The following is a 22,221-nucleotide window of genomic DNA, read 5'->3' as shown; positions in this document are numbered from 1 at the left end:
CTTGAATAATGCTTCTTGTTAATCTATTTTTAAATATCAAAAATGATAAAAAATGGATTAACAATGAAGCAACTAATACTCGCATTTATATTTCTCACTTTTTCACAAACCCACGCAAAGTTATTAGACAAAACAATCGCAATATTTAACGATTCAGTTATTACTTTAAGCCAAGTAAAAAGAGTTCAAAATAATATCGCTAGTCGAAAGAATATATCTCCTCTGATTTATAAGAAAACAAATTACACACAAGAAGAAATTCTTGAATTAATGATTGAGAGACTTCTGATTAGAGAAAAGTTAAGTGAAGTTGGTTACGTTAGAAATGATGAGCAAGTTGAAAGTGAGATTAATAATATTGAAAAGAGGCTAGGGCTGTCTCGAACTCAACTACTAAGTTTTCTTAAATCAAATAATATGAGCTTTGATGAATACTTTGAAATTATACGTGAAACAATTGAGTTTAATATTTTCAATGGAAGAATAATTAGACCTCTTATTTCAGTTACAGATCAAGAAGTTAAAAATTACTTCTACAAGACTTCAAAAGATAAAACTCTTGCGTTTAAATATACAATCGTAGATTTCTCTCTTGAAGATTCTAAAATGAAAAAAGGAATGCTTAATACATTTCCAACTATTTTAGAAAAGTTTCAAGTAAATGGAATACTTCCAAAGAATTTTGAAGATGTTCAAACAAATGTTCTTGGAGATATTACAGAGGATGGACTTACTAAAGATTTAAAAGTCTTACTAAAGAGTACTGACGAAGGAAAATTTACTAAGTCTATAAAGCTTGGTGATACTTATCATGTATTTTTTGTAAAAAAGAAAGATCTAGTTGAGTCAGATATCTACCTAAGATCAAAAGATCAAATACGTGGTCAATTAATGGGCGTCCAGGCCGGTGAAGTGACTGACCTATGGTATAAGAGAGAAAGAAGTAAACACTATATTAAAACATTTGTTAAATAATGATTTATATAACTCAGGGCCATGAATTAGGAATTGGTATTGAGGTTTTTTTAAAATCATTTTCTCTTTTAAATTCCACTCAGCAAAAATCGTTCACACTTATTGCGAGTAAAGAAACTGTTGAAAATAACCTCCAGACACTTTCTTTTGATTATCAAATTCATGGCGATCGAATTGTCTATAATTCAAATTTACTTCACTTTATAGATTTCCCAAAGTCAGAAATACCAGAGAGCACGTCTTCTTTAAATATCGCTCTTAATAAAATTCAATCTACAGATATACTTTTAACTTTACCAACCTCCAAAGATCAACTTATCGATAATGGTGAACTTAAAAAAGGCTATACCGAATTTCTAAGACATCGCTATATGAAAGCTAACCTCTGCATGGTTTTCAAAGCTTTCCAAGATACTACTCTTCTTATTACTGACCATATTCCTTTATCAGAAGTTGGTAAGGTTATTACATCTCAAATGATAAAAGAGAAGATTGAGATAACTCTTAAAGGCCTTAGTGAGTATTTTCATTCAGTCTCTGAAGTTATCGTTTCAGGAATAAATCCTCACTGCGGTGAAGGTGGGTTACTTGGGACAGAAGATCAAGTCATTGCACCTGCCTTAAAAAAAATTCATAACGTAAGGATAGTTGGACCGATTAGTGGAGATACTCTACATTTTCATACAGATTCAAATAAAGCTCAGTTAAAGGTTTATATGTATCATGATCAAGGTCTTCCTCAATTTAAAGATAAGTACAGAACAATTGGTTTAAATATAACCCTAGGATTACCATTCTTAAGAATGAGCGTTGATCACGGAACTGCTTTTGATCTTTTTGGGAAAAATATTGCCGACTTTAGTGGATGTTTTTATATGCTAAAAGAAGCAATCAAAGTGCATAGGAAAATTACACATGAATAATAAGTTTATCGATATTTATAAAGCCAAAGTTCATAACCTTAAAGAGGTTTCTCTAAAGATTCCAAAAAATACAATTACTGTTATAACTGGCCCTTCAGGTTCTGGTAAAAGTTCTCTAGCTTTTGATACAATATATGTTGAGGGACAAAGAAGATATATTGAAAGTCTTTCGAGTTATGCAAGACAATTTCTAGGTCAGTATCAACCTCCAGAAGTTGAGTCTATTACCGGACTTTCACCTGCTATTGCTATCGATCAAAAGTCTAGTAGTAGAAATCCTCGTTCAACAGTTGGAACAATTACCGAAATTTATGATTACATGAGAGTTCTCTATGCAAGAGTTGGAACTTTATATGATCCTGATTCAGGAAAAGAAATAAAGAGATATACTCCGACACAAATAGTTAGAGAATTACAGAATCTTCCAGAAAAAACAAAGCTTCATATAATGTCACCAATACTTAGTGGTAATAAAGTGAACTTAAAATCAGAAGTCACAAAGTACCTCACGATGGGATTTGTAAGGGCCTATATTGATGGAGAAGTTGTTCAACTAGATGATGCACCAAAAACTGCAAATCAATTTGATATCGTCATTGATAGAGTTCTTATAAAAGAGGGGATTGAAAAAAGGATCACTGATTCTGTTGAGCACGCACTTAAACTTAGTAATGGAATTGTAAATATTTTAGTTGGTGAAGATAAGCTTCTTACTTTTAGTGAGAGAAATATTTCTCCAGTAACAGGGGAAGTTTTCCCAGATCTAGAACCAAGACTCTTCTCTTTTAATTCTCCATTAGGTGCGTGTGAGACCTGTAATGGTATTGGTCAAATGAAAGATTTTGACTTAAATCTTATGATTACAGATGAGAATATTTCAATTCTTGATGGTGCAATCAAACCACTAAGCAAGAAAAATTCTTTCCTCTATAAAATGATTTTAAGTATTGCAGATAAAGAAAAGGTTGATCTTTCTATTCCTCTTAAAAAACTACCTAAGACCTTCACTAATATTCTTTATAAAGGAAGTGATAAAGTCTATAAGTATAAATTTTCTTCCGATAGCTCTTACTATGAATTTTCAAAAGAATTTCCAGGAATTACTTCTTGGTTTGAAAAAAAATATTCTGAATCTGGTTCAGAAAAAGTAAGAAAAGAACTAGAAGAGTATATGCACATAAATACATGCTCTTCTTGCAAGGGACATAGACTTAAGGCCATTGCTCTTAGTACTAAGCTTGCTAAAAAGAACATAATGGATATATCAGAAATGGATATTAAAGCTGCTTATGATTTTATCAAATCTATAAAGCTAAGCGGTGAGAAGAAACTTATTGCTGAAAAACTCCTTAAAGAAATTGAAAACAGGCTTGAGTTCTTAATAAATGTTGGTCTTGACTACCTTACAATAAATAGAAGTGCTGCAACACTTTCCGGCGGTGAAAGCCAGAGAATTAGGCTAGCTACTCAAATTGGTTCTGCCCTTTCGGGTGTTCTCTATGTTCTAGACGAGCCTAGTATAGGGCTTCATCAAAGAGATAATGATCGATTGATTGAAACCTTAAAATCTTTAAGAGACCTAGGTAATACTGTTCTCGTCGTAGAACATGATGAAGATACAATGAGAGAAGCCGACCATATTGTGGATATAGGACCTGGGGCAGGTATTCACGGTGGAACAATTGTTGCGGAAGGTACTCTTGATCAAATTCTTAAGAATAAAAAATCTCTGACTGCAAAATATTTAAGTGGCGCAATTAAAATAGATATTCCAGAGAGTAGGAAAGAGTTTAAAAATTATATTCAACTAAAGAAGGCTAAACATAACAATCTAAAAGAGGTGACGCTAAAACTTCCTCTTGGAGGACTTATCTGTGTCACTGGTGTTAGTGGTTCTGGTAAGTCATCCCTTGTACATGAAGTACTTGTTCCTGCAATTAAAACAAATATCCTTCGAGCAAACAGAAATCTTTATCGACGCTCAAATTATCACTCTATCGTTGGAACAGATATTTTAAAGTCAATTATAGAGTTAGATCAAAGCCCAATAGGTAGAACTCCAAACTCAAATCCCGCCACTTACTCAGGTCTATTTGATGAAGTGAGAAAGCTCTTTGCAAAGACCTCTGAGTCTCAAGTTAGAGGATATAAGCAGGGGAGATTTAGTTTTAATGTAAAGGGTGGGCGCTGCGAAGAATGTGAAGGTAATGGTGTTAAGAAAATTGAAATGCACTTTCTTCCTGATGTCTTTATAACCTGTAGCGAGTGCCATGGCTCAAGATATAATAATGAAACTTTATCTGTCTTATATCGTGGTAAGAATATTGCCGATGTCTTAGCTATGAGTATTGAAGAGGCCTCAGCTTTTTTTGAAAATCATAAGAAAATGCACAGAATTCTAAGTACAATGGTCTCTGTAGGACTTGGTTATATAAAACTAGGTCAATCAGCCACAACTCTCTCTGGAGGAGAAGCTCAAAGACTTAAACTATCAAAAGAGCTTTCAAAGATGACTAAAGGTCACTGCCTCTATGTCTTAGATGAGCCGACAACAGGACTACATTTTCAAGATATTAAAATTCTCCTAGATGCAGTTCATACCCTTGTCGACCAAGGTCATTCCGTTTTAATTATTGAACATAATTTAGATGTTATTAAAACTGCTGACTATGTAATTGATTTAGGGCCTGAAGGGGGGAAGAATGGTGGTGAAATTATCGCAGAGGGAACCCCTGAAGAGGTTGCTAAGACAAAAGGTTCTTACACTGGTAAATACCTAAAAAGGTTCCTTAAGTGAAGATAATAGAAGTTCAAACAGTTGAAGATCCAAATATTAAAGAGTTTCTCTCTCTTAAAGACAAATCATTAAGTATAAATAAACAGATCATTGTTGAATCTGAAAAAGTTATCTTAAAACTTTTAAATTCTAATACTAAAGTTCAAAAAATATTTGCCCATAGAGAGTTTATAGAAAAATATTCAACAATTCTTGAGACAAAGAATACTGAAATTTATACTGCTCCCAAAGAAGTGATGGAAGATATCGTAGGGCATAAGCTTCATCATGGAGTGATGGCGCTTGCGAAGAGACCATCCTATATTTCAATTGATGAGTTAGAAGATAAAGTTCTTGTATTGAATGGTCTTACTTCTCCCGAAAATATTGGAACTATTATACGAAATAGTGCTGCCTTTAATATTAATTCAATAATTATAGATTCCAGAACATGCTCTCCTTATGCCAGAAGATGTATCCGAGTATCTATGGGGAATATTTTTAAAGTAAAGATCTATAAAAGCGATGATTTATTAAGAGACTTAAATCTCCTTCAGCAGAGAAAATACCGTGTGATAAGTACAGCGAATCAGCCCGGTGCCATCAATCTTCCCACATATAAATTTTCTAATAAGGCCTGTGTAATTATCGGGAGTGAAGGACATGGAATTCAAAGTGAAGTTCTAGATATAAGTGATGATATTATTAGAATTCCAATTAATGATGAAGTTGCCCATTTAAATGCAGCTTGCTCAAGTTCAATTGTTCTCTATCAATTTTCTCTTTAAATTTTTATAAGGTCTTCGAAAAAGGCCCCGAATTTTTCTTCTGGATGAGTAATCAAAATTTCTAATACCCAAAGGTTACCATTTGGAATAATTTCTGTTTCTGCTAGGTTAGATCTTGTAAAAATAGCGTGTGGAAAATCTCCGAGCCTATGACCTTTCATTTTATCGTTAAACTTATACCCCAGCTTTTTAGCGTGGGCCTCTGCAAAGTCATAGAGAGCCGGTCCAGTGAGTTTTTCTCTTTCCGCTACTTCAGCTGAAACTTTAAAGATTTCCTCACTCGCCAATTTAATCTCAGTAAATTCTTTAGATTCACCAAGAACAAAAGTCTCTCCATAATCACCTTCGTGACCATAGAAAACTGGTCCAATATCTATAAAGAAAATATCGTTTTCTTTTAAAACTAATGTAGGGTCTGATTTTTCTTTAAAAGATTTGAGTGTATTTTTACCTATTCTAAACTTACTTGGATGCCATTTCTTCTCACATCCTAAGCTTTCAAGGGTTTCATCTATTATTTTATGACCATTAGCTTCTGTCATACCTGGCTTAATTTGCTCAGCTATTAACTTCACAGCTTCAATAGTCTTTATTCTACATTTTAGAAAAAGCTCTTCACTAAATGAAGAGCCTACTCCTTCAATATTTGCGTCTAAACTCATTAATTAAATTGAGCCATTAGGCTGGCCATTTCAATTCCAGACATAGCAGCATCCCAGCCTTTATTTCCGGCCTTAGTTCCCGCTCTTTCAATTGCCTGCTCAATAGAATCAGTAGTGATGACTCCAAAAATTACTGGAACTTCTGTATCTAATGAGATTTTTGAAACACCTTTTGCTACTTCAGAACATACATAATCAAAATGTGGAGTCGTTCCTCTAATAACTGCGCCAAGACAAATAACTGCATCATACTTATTTGTCTTTGCTAGTTTTTGCGCCATTAAACTAATTTCAAATGCACCTGGTACCCAAGCAACATCAATATCGTTTTCAGAAGCTTGGTGTCTTTTCAAACAATCGATTGCACCATTTACTAATTTCCCTGTAATGAATTCATTAAAACGAGCAGAGATTATTGCAAACTTCTTACCTTCAGCCGATAGGTTTCCCTCAATTAAATTGGCCATAGATTTCTCCTAATTTATTGAATCAAACAAATGATTCATTCTATTTTTCTTAGTTCTTAAATAATTTATATTAATATCATTAGCCAGCGTTTCAATTGGATGTCTATTAACAATTTCAAAGTTTGCTTCAGAAAGAGAAGTAAACTTGAGTGGATTATTGGTAAGAAGTTCAACCTTGCTAACCCCAATATCTTCTAACATTGCAATTGCCGCATCATAAGTTCTTAAGTCATCTGCAAATCCCAATGCTCTATTGGCGTCTACAGTATCAAGGCCTGTATCTTGAAGAGAGTAGGCTTTGATTTTATTTGGAAGGCCAATCCCTCTTCCTTCTTGTCTCATATAGAGGATGACTCCTGATCCAGCCTCTTCTATTTTCTTCATTGAATTTTCTAATTGCTCACCACAGTCACATCTCATTGAGCCAAATATATCGCCAGTGAAACACTCTGAATGTATGCGAACTAAAGTAGGGGAGTTCTTTGAAATTTTCCCTTTTACTAAAGCAATGTGGTGCTCTCCTGAATCTTCAACTTCATACATTCTAAGCTTGAAGTTTCCAAACTTATTTGGAAAATCAATTTCTGAAGTCATCTGAATACTTTTAGAATTCAATTTATTTCTATAATTAACAAGGTCTTTAATTGTAACAAACTTTAAACCATGCTTATCTGCAACTTTTTTTAAGTCTTCAGTTCTGGCCATTGTTCCGTCTTCATTCATGATCTCACAAATCACCCCTGATGGATGACAGCCCGCAAGTCTCGCAAAATCAACTGCTGCTTCCGTATGACCATTTCTCTCTAAAACTCCACCATCTCTAGCAATAAGAGGGAAAATATGACCCGGTCTAACAAAATCTGAGGCCTTTGTTGAGTTTTCAGTTAGAGCTAGAGTTGTAAGAGATCTATCTTCACATGAAATCCCTGTACCACCATTATTTAAATCGATTGATACCGTAAAGGCCGTATTATTCACGCAGCCACTCGACTTAACCATAATATCTAATTCAAGCTCGTTGGCCCTATCTTCTGTTATAGGAGTACAAATTAACCCTCTCCCATAAGTGGCCATAAAATTAATCGCTTCTGGTGTAACTTTATCTGCTGCCATAATGAAGTCACCTTCATTCTCTCTATCTTCATCATCAATTACGATAATAATTTTTCCGAGCTTAATATCCTCAATGGCACTTTCAATACTATCAAACATTTAAAAACCTTTAGACCTTAGCCATTCCTCACTCATCTGTGATTCTGACGTTTTATGACTTCCCTTATAAAAAAGCAAGTTTTCAACATACTTGCCTAAGATATCTACTTCTATATTTATTATTGAACCTATTTTTCTATTTCTAAGAACTGTATTTAGCCATGTGTGAGGGATAACCGATACTGTAAATGTATTTTGGTCTCTATCAATGGCTGCAACAGTCAATGAAATTCCGTCAATAGTAATTGATCCCTCAGAAACTATATACTTCATCTGATCTCTATTTATTTTTGATTTAACAGTATAGTTCTTTCCCTTATTTTGAATATCAACAATAGTGGCCATAGAATTCACATGACCTTGAACTAGGTGACCACCCAGTCTGTCACTTAATTGTAGAGCTAACTCTAAGTTTACCTCTTCTCCAACTCTTAAACTCCCAAGTGTTGTTTTATCTAAACTCGTATGAACAGTTTGAACACAAAAATGATCGTCTGAAACTCTCGTAGCAGTCTGGCAAGCTCCATTAATAGAAATAGAATCATCAATAGAAATTTCTTTAATTAAAGACTTTGAATAAATGACAAGCTCTTTCCCTTCTTGATTACCATTTATAGATTTTACAATACCAATCTCTTTAACTAATCCTGTAAACATTTATGTCCTCCAGAATACGTATGATAAATAATTTGCCCGTCTAGGTTTTCAATTTGAGAATTTGTAAATTCAATCGCTTCTTTCATATTTTGTTTTTTATCATTTCTATAATATGAAATCCCATTACCTATTATTTTTGGACATATAAATAAACTCAACTTGTCGTATTGTCTCTGATCAATGAAAGAGGTGATTACACTTTGCCCACCTTCAACTAATACAGAAGTAATTTTAAGTGCTCCTAGTTTCTGAAGGAGGTCATCTAAATCTAAGCTTTCATCTATTTCTTTGATAAGAAGGATTTTAACCTTTCTTTCTTCTAGTATTGTAAGCTTTTCTTGCTGGCAATTTTCATAAGACTCCTTAGTTGTAGCGATTATCGTCTTATGAGAATTCTCATCTTGGAATAATTTAAATTCAAGATTAATTTTTTCTATTGATCCGATAACAACTCGATAAGGAATTTTTCCATTACCCTCGACTCCCATTCTAATATTCAAGGTAGGATCATCTTTCTCTAGAGTATTTCTTCCAATTAAGATCGCATCGTATTTTTTTCTCCACTCGTGAACTCTAACTCTTGCAGAGTCGCTGCTAATCCACTTTGAATCACCTGTGCTTGTAGCAATTTTTCCATCTAATGTTTGAGCGAGCTTTATATGAACAAACGGTTTTTCTGATTGAATATATTTAAAGAAGACTTCATTTAGCTCTCTACCTTCTTCTTCAAGAACACCAACAGTCACAGCAATTCCTGCTTCTCTTAACTTTTTAACACCCTTTCCTGCAACGAGAGGATTGGGGTCTAGGTTTGAAATGACCACTCTTTTAATTTTACTTTCAATTATTTTACTTGTGCACGGTGGAGTTTGTTTATTTGTATGACAGCAAGGCTCAAGATTACAGTAAAGGGTAGCACCTTCCACTGATTCAATAGCATTATTAATCGCATTTGGTTCAGCATGAGGGCCCCCATAAAATTCATGAAACCCTCTACCAATTATAATATTATCCTGAACAATAACAGAGCCCACTAATGGGTTTGGGGATACTTCTCCCAATCCATTTCTTGCAAGTGTAAAACACATCTTTATATATTGTTCATCGACTTTTATATCCATGGGGTGCTTATAGCATATAATCTACATCTTTCAGATAGTTATGGTCTTTTTTTCATAGCAGATAATGTGTATAAGTATCCGTTTTTATTGAATATATTTTAAGTATGTCTAATACTTGTACACCCTGTGAAAAGGTTTCAAGCCTCAACATTTCTATTCCTTAAAGTTTTATAATTTAATTATTCAACATTGAAAGGAGAAACCATGAAAACTTTAAAGTGCGCCATTTTACTTTTAACAATTTTTGCTAGTACTAATAATTTTGCAAAGAGCCCACACGAGTCAGAGTCACTGGTTAATAGTGAAATTATGGCCGGAAAAATTATTGCTGCTGAAACAGATTTTTTAAATAGAGAAGTAGCAAGACTTGGTAAGAAATTAGAAAATACCTTAGATTCGCTACCAATGGATATTGATCATAATGAAGGAAAAATTATAGCAGTTATTGCAAATCAAGTTGAAAGAGACTTAGAAAGCGTAAAAAAAGATATCGATTCACTAACTTACCAAAGATCATTTGACATGATTTACACAAAGCTTGATCAGATTGAAAAAGATATTGAAATGATTTAGTACTTTAACGGTAGATACAAATAAAAAGGCCACTCAAAGAGTGGCCTCATTAAGATCTTGTTTTAAACTATCTTAATTACCCTACTAGGAAAACTGAGATAAGAGTAAAGATAACAAGTGATTCCATAAGAGCAAGAGCAAGAATCATTGGTGTTTGAATCTTGTCAGCAGCAGATGGGTTTCTTGCGATACCTTCTAGAGCTACAGAAGCAGCATTTGATTGAGCAGCTGTTCCACCAAAAGCAGCGATTGCCATTGCGAAGAAGTAAGCTAAGTACTTAACAGATTGAGTATCCATTCCACCTTCTGCACCAAATGCTTTCCAAGTGAATAAAAGTGGTACTGCTACTGCGAAACCTAAAACGATATTTCTCATTTTGAACTCCAAAAATCTCGGCATCTCTCTACCGAGGAAAAAATTATTAGTTTATATTCTCTTAGTGGTGCTCAGCATGATCGTGATGTGCAGTCGCTAAACTAATATAAACCATTGATAACATTGTAAAAACATATGCTTGGATAAAACAAACTAGTAAACCAAGTAAGTAGAAAGGTACTGCTCCAAATAACCAAGCAATATTAAATCCCATAACTTCTAGATTTAAGAACGTTGTTAAAACCTTGTGATCACCCATCATGTTACCATTTAGACGAAGTGCTAATGAAACTGGACGAATACAAGTTGATAAAATTTCAATTGGAAAAATTAGCACTGCCATATACCAAAGAGGTCCAGCAAAATGCTTTAAATAGTTTATTGTTCCTAATTCTTTACAACCTTTAGCATTGAAGTAAATAAATGAAAAACATCCCAAAGCTAGAGTTGTAGACAAGTATTCAGTAGGTGGTAAGAATCCAGGAATTAGTCCAATAAGGTTTGAAGCAAAAATCAAAATGAAAGTAGTTGCAACAAATTTAAAATAAACTGGAGCATCTTTTTCACCTAGGACAGCATTACATTGCGTATAGATAAATTTTCCGTAAGCTTCTACGATATTTCTAAAAGTAAAACCTTTATCTGGAATTACAGGATTAGTAACAGTTGAAACCTTCATTCTATAAATCACACCTACCACAGCTAGCAGTATTCCGATCAAAACGAACGTGATTACATGCGATGGGTAGTGAGTATGAAGTGCTTCTTGAGCAGCACCAATCCAAGTGAATCCACCTGCAGCAAGTACATTTGAAGAAGTAAGTAGTGTTAAAAGCGCTAAAAAATTTCTCATGTTTACTCTCGACCTTTAGATCTAATACTAAAAGTTAATATAAATATCTGAATTACGTAATTTATCACAGGTATAATTATCCTATTTCCCATAATCTGTCGACTAATTACTAGGCTTAAAATTAGAATCAGTAATTTTCCTGCGAATAAATACATGATCTTATCTTTCACATTATGGATATGCCCTTCAGAAACTTGGCTTTTAACGAGTTCAAATACAGCTTCTGCAAGCATGCCAAGATGCAGCACTGTGGCGACATAAACAATTAAAATTCCTATTATGTCATTCCATCCTCTTGAAAAGAGGAGAAATAATATCGTTGTTGATATTGAGAGCAGGAAGAATTTTTTAAGATTTATTTTTGTTTTTAAAAGCATAGTAGACCATCAAGTATATTGTATTGAAGATGATGGCCAGAAAAATCAACACCCCTGCAGTTTTGCTAAGGTAATCTTTTTCTACTAAAATTTTCATCGCCCAAGCAGAAACTAAAATTGTTGAGGGAAAACTCAAGGCAAGGCCAGTGACTTGAACCCATTTCTTATCTAGCACTAACGTTTCCTTGAAACACGGCGGTGAAAAATTGAATTTAATCTATTTTGTAAAACTTCTGTATTTGGGTATTCTCCCAGAATTGAATAATAGAGGTTGTAGGCCTTCTTGAGCTCTTCCATTGTTTCATAAGCATTGGCCATTAAAAACTTAGTTTGAACAAGATTCTCTTTTCTAGTTTCTCTTTTTAAGTACTCTTTCCAATCTTCAACAGCTTCTTTCCAGTTCTTTTTTTGAAAATTTAAAAGCCCCATCTGATAAAAAGATTCTACGTAGAACTTATGGTTTGTACTTACTTGAATTTTTAAAAACTCACCATAAGCTTGCTCATATTCATTTGCTCGTAGAAAGTTTTGTGCCAATCTAAATTGATAGAAATCAAATCTCTCAAGCCTTGGAGTAAAGTCTACAAGAAGTTTATAACTCTTCTCACTCAACTTATAGTCTTTAAGATAGGTAAAAGAAATTTCTCCAATTCTTTCTTCCGACTTTACTAACCAAATCGGTGAATCAGTAAAATTCTTAATTTCTCTATAATAATTAATGGCCTTTCTATTTTCACCAAGATTAATAGAATAGAGTTCTCCAAGTTGATAATAAATTTTTACTTTAATATCATTAGGAGGATTATCTTTTAAAATTAATTCATACTGGGAAATAGCTTTTCTATATTGCTGAAGACGAATATATTCTTGAGCCCCTAAAATTTTCTTATGGAGCCGCGGAGTAAAATCGCAAGAAAGAAAAAAGGCGCTGATCAGAATCAGCGCCAATATTTTAATCTTCTGAGTTTGTATCATCGATATCATCATCAGGTTCTACAATTTTTTCTACTGAAACAACTGCTTCTCCCTCTTTAAGTTTGATGATTCTTACACCTTGAGTAGCTCGACCCATAAGTGAAATTCCAGAAATTTTAGTTCTAACAACCTGTCCTTTATCAGTGATAACCATTAGATCATCTTTATCTGTTACAGGTTTAATTTGCTTAATCTCACCATTTTTCTCTGTAAGTCTCATGGCCAAGATACCTTTTCCACCACGAGTTTGTTTACGATACTGGCTAGCTGCCGTTCTCTTACCGTAACCATTTTCAGTGATAGATAAAATTTCTACGCTATCGTCAATGAGCTCCATACCAATGATTCTTTCATTATCATCGATATTGATTCCCTTAACACCTTGAGAAACTCTACCCATTGGTCTGGCATCACTTTCGTCAAATCTAATAATTTTTCCAGAAGTAGAACAAAGTAAAACATCTTTAGATCCATCACTTACTCTTACGCTACAAACAGAATCTCCATCTTGAACTTTAATAGCTCTAAGACCTGATTGCTTAATATTATTGTAATCAGTAAGAGCAGATTTTTTTACAAGACCTTTTTCCGTTGCGAACATTAGGAATTTACCTTCTCTTTCTTCTTCTGGCGGAATACACATAATCTCTTTAATTTTATCACCTGGAGGAACTGGAATAAGGTTAGCGATATTTCTACCTTTAGCCGTTCTTGTACCTTCTGGAATATTATAAACTTTCTTAGAGAATACAGAGCCTCTATTTGTGAAGAATAGAATTGTAGAGTGCGTATTTGCTGTAAAGATATCTGTGTAGAAATCCTCATCAGTATTATTAGCACCTTTAACACCTTTACCTCCTCTTTTTTGAGTACGGTAAGTGTCCATTGTCATTCTCTTTAAATAACCTTTATGAGTGATTGTTACTAGAACATCTTCATTCTTTACTAGGTCTTCAATTTGAATTTCATCAGCTTTTGCAACAATTGAAGTTCTTCTTTCATCACCGTAGTTTTCAACGATGTCTTCGAATTCGCCCTTAATGATTCCTTTAATCAGATCTTCTGAACCTAGAATTTCTTCTAATCTAGCAATTTCTTTCATAATTGCTTCGTAATCTGCAACAATCTTATCTCTTTCAAGACCTGTTAATCTCTGCAGTCTCATATCGAGGATTGCTTGTGATTGAATATCACTTAAAGAAAATCTTGAAATAAGTTTTGCCTTAGCATCCGCAGGACCTTCAGATTTTTTAACAATTTCTACAACTTCATCAATATTTTCAACAGCAACTTTTAGACCTTCTAAAATATGAGCTTTTTCTTTTGCTTTCTTTAACTCATAAACAGTTCTTCTAATGACAACTTCTCTTCTATGATCAATAAAACACTCTAGCATTTCTTTTAGGTTCATCACTTTTGGACTACCGTTAGAAATTGATAAGAATATAATACCAAATGAAACTTGAAGTTGAGTTGCTTTAAATAATCTATTAACGATCACAGAAGAAATTTCTCCCTTCTTTAAATCAATAACAACTCTAATACCTTCTCTTGAAGACTCATCTCTAATATCAGAAATACCTTCGATATCTTTATTGTTAACAAGGTCAGCAATTTTCTCTATTAATTTTGCTTTATTAACTTGGTACGGAAGTTCAGTAATAACAATTCGTTCTCTTTCTTGTTTACCATGAACTTCAATATCTACTTTCGCTCTAATTTGAATAATCCCACGGCCAGTATGATATGCAGACTTTATTCCCTCAGTTCCGTGAATCGAACCGTAAGTTGGAAAGTCTGGACCTGGAATATGGGCCATCAATTCATTAATAGTCATTTCTCTATTATCAATTAATTCAGAAAGAGCACCCATTACTTCTGTTAAATTATGTGGAGGAATATTTGTGGCCATACCAACAGCAATACCTGAAGAACCATTCACTAAAAGGGTAGGGACTTTCGTTGGTAGAACTTTTGGCTCTTTTAAAGAATCATCGTAGTTTGGTTGCCAGTCTACAGTGTCCTTGTCTAAATCTCTCAGCATTTCTTCTGAAAGTTTCTTCATTCTAATTTCTGTATATCTCATGGCCGCAGCTGCATCACCATCAACAGAACCAAAGTTCCCCTGACCATCAACAAGAACGTATCTCATTGAAAAATCTTGGGCCATACGTACAATCGTATTATAAACAGCAGAATCACCATGTGGGTGATATTTACCAATAACGTCACCAACCACACGGGCAGACTTCATATATGGCTTATTATGATAATTATTAAGAGCATACATCGCGTATAAAGCTCTTCTATGAACAGGCTTCAAACCATCTCTAACGTCTGGTAGAGCTCGCCCAATAATTACAGACATTGCGTAATCAAGGTAACAGCTCTTCATCTCATCTTGGATGGCAATTGGAGCAATATTACCGTGATTTATTCCGTCACCATTTCCAGGTGTATTATTTTCATCTGACATACTAATTCCTTATACGTCTAAGTTTCTAACGTTCAATGCATTCTCTTCAACAAATTGTCTTCTAGGTTCGACATTGTCACCCATAAGAACAGAGAATACTTGATCAGCTTCAATTGTATCTTCGATACGCACTTGTAGAAGAGTTCTATTATCAGGGTTCATTGTTGTTTCCCAAAGTTGTTCTGGGTTCATTTCTCCAAGTCCCTTATAACGTTGTATATAAGCACCTTGTTTTCCATCAACAATAATGTGTTCCGCAAACTCGTTTAAAGAATCAAATTCCTTAACACCAGTTTTATCTCTCTCTATTGAAAACTTTGCCTTAGTAAATGACTTCATTCCATCATAACCATTTATTAAGTCTGCATAGTCTGGTGATTCAAGAAAGTAAGTATTAAGTTTAAATTTCTTTGTTCTACCAGTAGTTCTAACATTGATATTGATCTGGTTAGATTGGTGTGGAAGATCTTCAGAAATTGAAAACGTATATGTTCTCAATGTATTTACTTCTTCTAATTTAAAGTATTCTGTTAGCTTATCTAATTCAGCTTGTAGCTTCACTTTATCTTTTAAAGTTTCAGAATTAATTTCAGATCTTTCAATTAATTGTCTAAGAAGTAGTGAATCAAAGTGAACATCATAACTTTGAACTGTTCTAGTATAATTTCTATACTTATTGACAAGCACTCTGGCTTCATCAGCAGATAGATTTTCACCGTTAGCAGTAATGTCTGCATCTTTTAGTGAATTCATTGTTAAGAATGCTTCTAGCTCTTTTTCATCTTTAAGATATTTTTCAGATTTACCTTTCTTAAATTTATAGAGTGGTGGTTGTGCAATATAAACATAGCCGTTTTCAATAAGCTCAGGGAATTGTCTGTAGAGTAGAGTAAGTATCAGTGTTCTAATGTGTGACCCATCCACGTCGGCATCGGTCATAATAATAATTTTATGATATCTAAGCTTTGCAATATCAAACTGCTCTTTACCAACACCAGTTCCCATCGCTTGAATAATCATTTTAATTTCGTTGTTCGCTAACATCTTATCGTAACGAGCTTTTTCAACATTTAGAATTTTCCCTTTTAGAGGAAGTACTGCTTGTGTTTTTCTATCTCGACCTTGTTTGGCAGAACCACCGGCCGAGTCACCTTCCACAATATAAATTTCTGAACGTGCCGGATCTTTTTCTTGGCAATCAGCCATTTTCCCAGGAAGACCTGAAACAACTAGAGCAGTTTTTCTTCTAGTTAGCTCTCTCGCTTTTCTTGCAGCTTCTCTTGCCGCAGCTGCATCAACAGATTTCTTAACAATTGTTTTTGCTAAGCTTGGATTCTCTTCTAAGTATTGCTTTAATTGCTCACCGACAAGTGAGTTAACAATTCCTTCAACTTCAGAGTTTCCTAATTTATCTTTTGTCTGACCTTCGAATTGTAGCTCGGGTAATTTAATTGAGATAATGGCAGTCATACCTTCTCTCATATCATCACCAGTTAAAGTCGCTTTTAAACCTTTTAATAAATTATTATCTTTTGCGTAAGCATTTAAAACTCTAGTTATAGCCGTTTTAAATCCTGAAATATGTGTTCCACCACCCGGAGTACAAATAGCGTTTGCATAACCAGATAAAACTTCAGAATAAGAATCAGTCCACTGCATAGCTACTTCAACTTCGTAGTCTTCTCTTGCTTGTGTAAATGCAATTACTTTCTTATGTACTGGTGTTTTAGCTCTATTTAAATAGGTAACAAATTCAGCAATCCCACCTTCATAACAGAAAACATCTTTCTTATCTGAACGCTCATCTTTAAGTGAAATACTTAAGCCTTTATTTAAAAAAGCCATCTCTCTAAATCTATTTGACAGAGTGTCGTAGTTATATTCATGAACTTCAAAGATTTCATTATCAGGCTTAAAAGTTATTGCCGTCCCAGTTTGTTTAGGATCCTCTAGATCACCAATAACTTTTAAAGGAGCAACTGCTTCTCCTCTTTCGAATTTAAGAAGATGTAATTTACCATGCTTCTTAATTTCCATTTTTACCCATTTTGAAAGGGCATTAACTACAGCGGCACCAACACCATGAAGTCCACCAGAAACTTTATAAGCTCCACCGTCTTCATTAAATTTTCCACCTGCATGTAGTTTTGTATATACGAGTTCTGCCGCTGAACATCCCTCAGTAGGGTGCATATCAGTAGGGATTCCTCTTCCGTTATCAATAACTGTAACAGAGTTATCAACATGAATGATTACTTTAATTTCTGTACAATAACCTGCAAGAGCTTCATCAACTGCATTATCAACGATTTCATATACGCAGTGATGTAATCCTCTATTTGATGTATCACCAATATACATACCAGGGCGTTTTCTAACAGCTTCTAAACCTTCTAGAACTTTAATTTGGTCAGCATCATACTTTTCGCCAACCTTAGAAATTGATGTGTTTTCAGTTTCCAAAGATACTCCTATAAATCCATTTATTATCTAATTCATCTTAAATTAGGCATGTTCGCGATTGAACCTGCTTGGACATAAATTTTATTAGCACCATGAATGGTTTCTAATTCTTCTTTAAATTTTTCGTTTGCTGTTGTTATTAAAACTTGAAACGAACTCCTTTCTAAGAACTCAATTAACTTCTGCCATCGGTTTCTATCTAGCTCGCCTGAGACGTCATCAATTAAGACCATGGGAAAGGAGTTAAAGTTATACCTAAACAGCTTGATATAGGCAAATAAGAGGCTCAAATAGCTCATTTTTTGTTGCCCTAGAGAGCAATATTCAAAAGAATTTAAACCATCAAAAAGAAGCACATAGTCATCCTTGTGAACACAGTAAGTTGTGTGTCCAACAATTTCGTCTTTAGGAAGTCTCTCTTGCAACATGTTAAAAATATCTTCTTCGGTTAAACCAATTACTCTTGAATCGAGCGAAATTTTTAATAGATGTTCTTCACTGAAAATTTCTTTAAAAGTTTGAGTACAAAAATCTTCGATATCTAATAAGAACTTTAGCCGTATATTTGTGAGTATAGCGCTATACCGAGCAAGTTCAATATCGATGGCCTTAATTTGCTCTCTAAACATTGCAGGCTTCTTGTTTAGTAGAGAATTTCTAAATCTTAATGATGAGTTATATCTCGAAAGACATTTCTTATAATTCCCATCTAATTGAGAAATATGCTGGTCCATCCACTGTCTTCTAAAACTTGACGTGTTATGAAAGGAATAAGAATCAAAAGGATTTATAAACACTAATTTAAGATCAATTTTTCTTTTCATTGGATGCCCATCAACAAACCAGTGCGTTGCTGTTGAATCCATCTTTCCAGAAATACTAATTCTATTTTCTTGATCATCTAAGAAAACAGATGAAAATATTATTTCAGGTTTTTCACAATCAATACCTAGGAATTGTGGAAAACCTGTATTTTTACGAAATGATTTTCTGGTTGTTAAAACGTGAAGGGCTTCTAAGATATTTGTTTTGCCATTTCCATTTTCACCTAGAATACAATTAATACCACTATTGAATTCTATTATGTCTGGCTGCAAGTTTCTAAAGTTTGTCACTTGCAGCTTAGAAATTTTAAAACTTTGCATTAAAGTTTCAGAGGCATAATTATTCCTAAATAATTAGGAAGTGAATTTGATTTAATAATTATAGGACTTAATTCATTATTTAACTCAAGAGAAATTTCTCCTTCATCAAATGAATGTAAAGTATCAATTAGGTACTTTGCATTGAAGCCAATTTCCATTTCCTTACCGTTGTAATCTACTGGCATTGTCTCCATAGCATCACCTAAAGAAGGGTGATTAGCTGTTAGAGTCATCGTCTGATCAGCAAGCTTAAGTCTTACACCATTTGATTTCTCGTTAGACATAATTTTAATTCTTCTAATTGCATCAAAGAAAGAATTTCTATCTGTAGTCATTGTGTAAGTTGTCTTATTTGGAATTACTGCTTGATACTTTGGGTATTCTCTTGCAATTAATCTAACAGACAAAAAGTATTCATTTTTTGCGTTTATGTAGAGAAATGTATCGTCAACTGATAGTTCTATTTGGGTATCTGGGTATGTTTCCGAAATTTTCTTAATTTCAAAAATACCTTTTCTTGGAATAATAATTCCATTAATTAAAGTCTCATTGTTGCTTTCAGAGAGATCTGTTTCAAGTAATGAAAGTCTGTGACCATCAGTAGCAACAGCTCTAAGTTTAGAATCAATTTCTTGTAAGTAGATTCCGTTTAAGTAAAGTCTTGTTTCATCGTTTAAAACTGCGTACGAAGTTTTGTTAATTATATTTGCAAGTTGTTCACTAGAAAGTTTGAATTTATTCACTTCTTGGTTAAACACTAGCTGTGGAAAGTCATCAGCTTTGTAGATTAAAAGCGAATAGTGAATATCTCCACAATTTAATTTTAAAGTATTTGATTGATCGTCTAGGGAAAGTTCTATTTCTGTTCCTGGTAGTTCTTTCAAAATATCAAATATATTCTTAGCATTTACACAAAATTTACCTGGGTTATCCACTTGAGCGTTGATAACTACTTTTGACGAAACTTCTAAATCTGTTGCTGATATATTTAATTGACCGTTTGCTGTTTCAATCAAAGTGTAAGTTAGAATTGGTCTAGAGTTTCTCTTGTCTACGACCGATAAAACTTTGTTTAATGCTGATTTTAAATCTTCTGTGTGAAGTTTGATTTTCATTTTTATTTTCCTGTAATTTCTTAATCTAATTTTTAGCCTTATCAGATTACTAAATCAATGTACTTTTTTGAATTCTTTTAGATTCTCTTTCCTTTATATATTTATATTTAATTTATATATATTATATATACAGTGTGGATAAGTTTATAAGTTCAGTTTTTTGAGTATTAATGGGCGTTTAGTGGCCCTCGTTATTATGAGTTAATATGGAAAACTTTGGGGATATGAAAATTCTGTTTCGTATATTATTTTTTTACTCATAAAAAAAAAATCTTATACAGAACAATTCACACTCTTATTCACAATACTTCGCATTATGATTTATGCTACTTGTTATTTCCTGAAAATCTACTCCCTTTACTCACAATTTACTCACTTGTTGATAATTTTTTTATTAACATGAATCAATCTGTTGATAGTCTTTTTCCACTACTGTTAATAAGCCTTCAAATTACTATTAACTATTTGTTTTTATTATTATTTTTTATTCACAATCTTTGTTAGTAAGTTGTTTATAAAATTTATTGGCCGTGAATTGTTAATAGTTCTACTAGTTATTCATAATGTCTGTGTTGATAACTTTTTTTGATTATTCATTTATTCATAAATTAACGTGGATAAATGACTACTCATTTGTTGATAAGTTAATAATTAATAAAAAGGCCTTCATATGAAGGCCCTTGTATTTGATAAATTTTAGTAAATGTTAAAGAGTATTTTCAATTGTGATTAAGTCTCTCGAGAGTGAGATATCATTGATCATTTTTTCTTTAATTGTTCTCTCCGCGTGAACGACCGAGCTATGATCTCTTCCGCCGTAGAAACGTCCAATTTCTTCTTGTGTTGCATTTACAATTTTTCTTGAGAGATACATTGCCACAAATCTAGCATTAACTATATCTTTAGTTCTAGCTTTGGATTTGAGGTCGGGAACAGGTATCTTGAAGTGTTGTGATGTTACCTTTGCAACTATATCTAAAGTTATTTTTCTTTCTACATCACTTGAGCTTAATCCAAGAATGTCTTTAACCATTTCAGTATCGACTTCAACATTCATTACATCAGCATAAGCGCAGAGCTTTACAAGAGATCCTTCAAGTTCTCTTATGTTTGTTTTAATTGAGTTTGCAATCAATGTTAAAATATCATCTTGAAGATAGAGATCTAGTTCATAGGCTTTTCTTTTTAGTATCGCAATTCTTGTTTCAAAATCAGGCTTTTGAATATCAATGACAAGTCCCCATTGAAGCCTAGTCTTAATTCTTTCTTCAATACCGTCGATTTCTTCGGGAGATTTATCAGAAGTAAAAATAAGTTGCTTCCCATTGGTATAAAGACCATTGAAGACGTGGAAAAGCTCGTCCTGTGTTCCTTTCTTTCCTTTTAATTCATGAATATCATCAATCATTAAGACATCTATCTTCTTGGTGAATTTTTCTTGAAAAGCATCTACTGTCTTAGTTTTAACAGATTCAATATACTCTTTCATAAAGTCTCTAGCGGTTGTTAAGTAGACAACATACTGAGGAAAATTATCTTTAATACCGTTTGCAACAGCGTAGAGTAAGTGTGTTTTTCCAAGTCCTGAATTAGAATGTATATAAAGAGAAGGATATTTCCCTTGATCACCTGGTGTTCTTGAAATAGCAACAGCTGTCGCATGAGCAAGGTTATTAGATGGGCCAACGATAAAATTATCAAATGTTTTCGTTGGGTCTATATTCATTCCGGGATCACTCATGTGCTGAATATACTGGCTTTCAATTTTTGAAAGTTTGTCGTTGGTTGTAGGGGAGAGATCTAGCGTAAAAGTAGCTTCTCCTGCTGATTTTGGTTTTTCATTATTTATTGTTTCATTTGTTAGAGTTTGGTCATCATTTTGGTTAACGATATTGATGATGACTTCATATTCTTTTCCAAGAACTTCTTTAATGGCCGCTTTAACTTCGTTTAAGCTATGTTTTTCAATCATTGTCTTTATAAGTTGATTACTTACATTGAAGACAATTGAATCCATTGTGATATTTGTGAGCTTGAAGACTCCTGAGAAATACGCATTGTATTTTTGAGGGTTTAGACTACTTTTTAGTGTATCTAGAAAAGAAGTTTCAATTGTATGAAATTCTTCAGCAGAGAAAATTTCTTCACTATGATGAGTGGATTGTTCTTGAATTCCTTCATTTAAGAACTTAAGTTCTTTTAAGCTTTTGTTTTCATTGAAAACATCACTTGTGTTGTGGCTACTGTTGGACTTTAGAAAGTGCTCGAAAGGGAACTCTTGGCTCAT

The 22,221-nt window shown here is 33.5% G+C and carries 19 protein-coding genes; 5 read left to right on the top strand and 14 right to left on the bottom strand.

The genetic code is table 11. The features are described 5' to 3' along the window. Positions 1-63: 63 nt before the first annotated feature. Genes CES88_RS08460 through CES88_RS08445 form a run of 4 tightly spaced genes read left to right on the top strand, consistent with a single transcriptional unit; the run spans position 64 to position 5,462 of the window. The gene (locus CES88_RS08460) at positions 64-975 is read left to right on the top strand and encodes a SurA N-terminal domain-containing protein (protein ID WP_290733343.1); all 912 of its coding nucleotides are present in this window, start codon (positions 64-66) and stop codon (positions 973-975) included. Then, entirely contained in the window at positions 975-1,898 is a 924-nt protein-coding gene (locus CES88_RS08455; RefSeq protein WP_290733340.1) for a 4-hydroxythreonine-4-phosphate dehydrogenase PdxA, read from the top strand. Before CES88_RS08460 ends, CES88_RS08455 begins: the two co-directional genes overlap by 1 nt. After that, a complete protein-coding gene (gene uvrA, locus CES88_RS08450) occupies positions 1,891-4,695 on the top strand; it encodes an excinuclease ABC subunit UvrA (protein WP_290733338.1) in 2,805 nt (934 codons plus the stop codon). Before CES88_RS08455 ends, uvrA begins: the two co-directional genes overlap by 8 nt. Continuing rightward, positions 4,692-5,462 (top strand): RNA methyltransferase, encoded by a 771-nt coding sequence (locus CES88_RS08445; protein WP_290733336.1) that lies wholly within the window; start codon positions 4,692-4,694, stop codon positions 5,460-5,462. Before uvrA ends, CES88_RS08445 begins: the two co-directional genes overlap by 4 nt. Here the strand turns inward: CES88_RS08445 and CES88_RS08440 are convergent. From CES88_RS08440 to ribD, 5 genes are read right to left on the bottom strand one after another with little or no spacing between them, the layout of a single operon-like run. Beyond that, positions 5,459-6,124 carry a M24 family metallopeptidase gene (locus tag CES88_RS08440; RefSeq protein ID WP_290733334.1) on the bottom strand — a complete coding sequence of 222 codons (666 nt, stop codon included), beginning with the start codon at positions 6,122-6,124 and terminating at the stop codon, positions 5,459-5,461. The genes CES88_RS08445 and CES88_RS08440 overlap by 4 nt on opposite strands. Continuing rightward, complete coding sequence (gene ribE / locus CES88_RS08435) at positions 6,124-6,591, bottom strand: 6,7-dimethyl-8-ribityllumazine synthase (RefSeq protein WP_290733332.1); 468 nt, start codon at positions 6,589-6,591, stop codon at positions 6,124-6,126. Before ribE ends, CES88_RS08440 begins: the two co-directional genes overlap by 1 nt. 9 nt (positions 6,592-6,600) lie before the next feature. After that, on the bottom strand, positions 6,601-7,803 hold the full coding sequence (ribB, locus tag CES88_RS08430; protein ID WP_290733329.1) for a 3,4-dihydroxy-2-butanone-4-phosphate synthase: 1,203 nt from the start codon (positions 7,801-7,803) through the stop codon (positions 6,601-6,603). Continuing rightward, positions 7,804-8,460 carry a riboflavin synthase gene (locus tag CES88_RS08425; RefSeq protein WP_290733327.1) on the bottom strand — a complete coding sequence of 219 codons (657 nt, stop codon included), beginning with the start codon at positions 8,458-8,460 and terminating at the stop codon, positions 7,804-7,806. Then, positions 8,445-9,581 carry a bifunctional diaminohydroxyphosphoribosylaminopyrimidine deaminase/5-amino-6-(5-phosphoribosylamino)uracil reductase RibD gene (gene ribD / locus CES88_RS08420; RefSeq protein ID WP_290733325.1) on the bottom strand — a complete coding sequence of 379 codons (1,137 nt, stop codon included), beginning with the start codon at positions 9,579-9,581 and terminating at the stop codon, positions 8,445-8,447. Before ribD ends, CES88_RS08425 begins: the two co-directional genes overlap by 16 nt. Before the next feature lie 204 nt (positions 9,582-9,785). Here ribD and CES88_RS08415 point away from each other — a divergent pair, with 204 nt between their 5' ends. Continuing rightward, positions 9,786-10,154: a hypothetical protein gene (locus tag CES88_RS08415; protein ID WP_290733323.1), complete on the top strand. Its 369-nt coding sequence runs from the start codon at positions 9,786-9,788 to the stop codon at positions 10,152-10,154. A gap of 76 nt (positions 10,155-10,230) precedes the next feature. On the opposite strand, the gene CES88_RS08410 is transcribed toward CES88_RS08415, so the two are convergent. From CES88_RS08410 to dnaA, 9 genes are all read right to left on the bottom strand, one after another. Further along, complete coding sequence (locus CES88_RS08410; protein ID WP_290733321.1) at positions 10,231-10,530, bottom strand: ATP synthase F0 subunit C; 300 nt, start codon at positions 10,528-10,530, stop codon at positions 10,231-10,233. 61 nt (positions 10,531-10,591) lie between these two features. Continuing rightward, complete coding sequence (atpB, locus tag CES88_RS08405; protein ID WP_290733319.1) at positions 10,592-11,383, bottom strand: F0F1 ATP synthase subunit A; 792 nt, start codon at positions 11,381-11,383, stop codon at positions 10,592-10,594. A gap of 348 nt (positions 11,384-11,731) precedes the next feature. Further along, on the bottom strand, positions 11,732-11,935 hold the full coding sequence (locus CES88_RS08400) for a hypothetical protein (protein ID WP_290733317.1): 204 nt from the start codon (positions 11,933-11,935) through the stop codon (positions 11,732-11,734). Then, on the bottom strand, positions 11,935-12,735 hold the full coding sequence (locus CES88_RS08395) for a hypothetical protein (RefSeq protein WP_290733315.1): 801 nt from the start codon (positions 12,733-12,735) through the stop codon (positions 11,935-11,937). Before CES88_RS08395 ends, CES88_RS08400 begins: the two co-directional genes overlap by 1 nt. Then, a complete protein-coding gene (gene gyrA / locus CES88_RS08390; RefSeq protein WP_290733313.1) occupies positions 12,713-15,211 on the bottom strand; it encodes a DNA gyrase subunit A in 2,499 nt (832 codons plus the stop codon). Before gyrA ends, CES88_RS08395 begins: the two co-directional genes overlap by 23 nt. Before the next feature lie 9 nt (positions 15,212-15,220). Continuing rightward, positions 15,221-17,674 (bottom strand): DNA topoisomerase (ATP-hydrolyzing) subunit B, encoded by a 2,454-nt coding sequence (gyrB, locus tag CES88_RS08385; protein WP_290733311.1) that lies wholly within the window; start codon positions 17,672-17,674, stop codon positions 15,221-15,223. Between the two features lie 32 nt (positions 17,675-17,706). Next, the gene (gene recF / locus CES88_RS08380; protein WP_290733309.1) at positions 17,707-18,819 is read right to left on the bottom strand and encodes a DNA replication and repair protein RecF; all 1,113 of its coding nucleotides are present in this window, start codon (positions 18,817-18,819) and stop codon (positions 17,707-17,709) included. Further along, positions 18,819-19,934 carry a DNA polymerase III subunit beta gene (gene dnaN, locus CES88_RS08375; protein WP_290733307.1) on the bottom strand — a complete coding sequence of 372 codons (1,116 nt, stop codon included), beginning with the start codon at positions 19,932-19,934 and terminating at the stop codon, positions 18,819-18,821. The genes recF and dnaN overlap by 1 nt, the downstream gene beginning before the upstream one ends. A 706-nt stretch (positions 19,935-20,640) precedes the next feature. Further along, a partial coding sequence (dnaA, locus tag CES88_RS08370) for a chromosomal replication initiator protein DnaA (protein ID WP_290733305.1) occupies positions 20,641-22,221 on the bottom strand: 1,581 nt, incomplete at its 5' end.

It is taken from the genome of Halobacteriovorax sp. JY17 (genome assembly GCF_002753895.1).
In the GTDB taxonomy this organism is placed as follows: Bacteria; Bdellovibrionota; Bacteriovoracia; order Bacteriovoracales; family Bacteriovoracaceae; genus Halobacteriovorax.
Note: the sequence above shows the minus strand (reverse complement) of the source record. Positions and strands in the feature narration are given on the sequence as shown.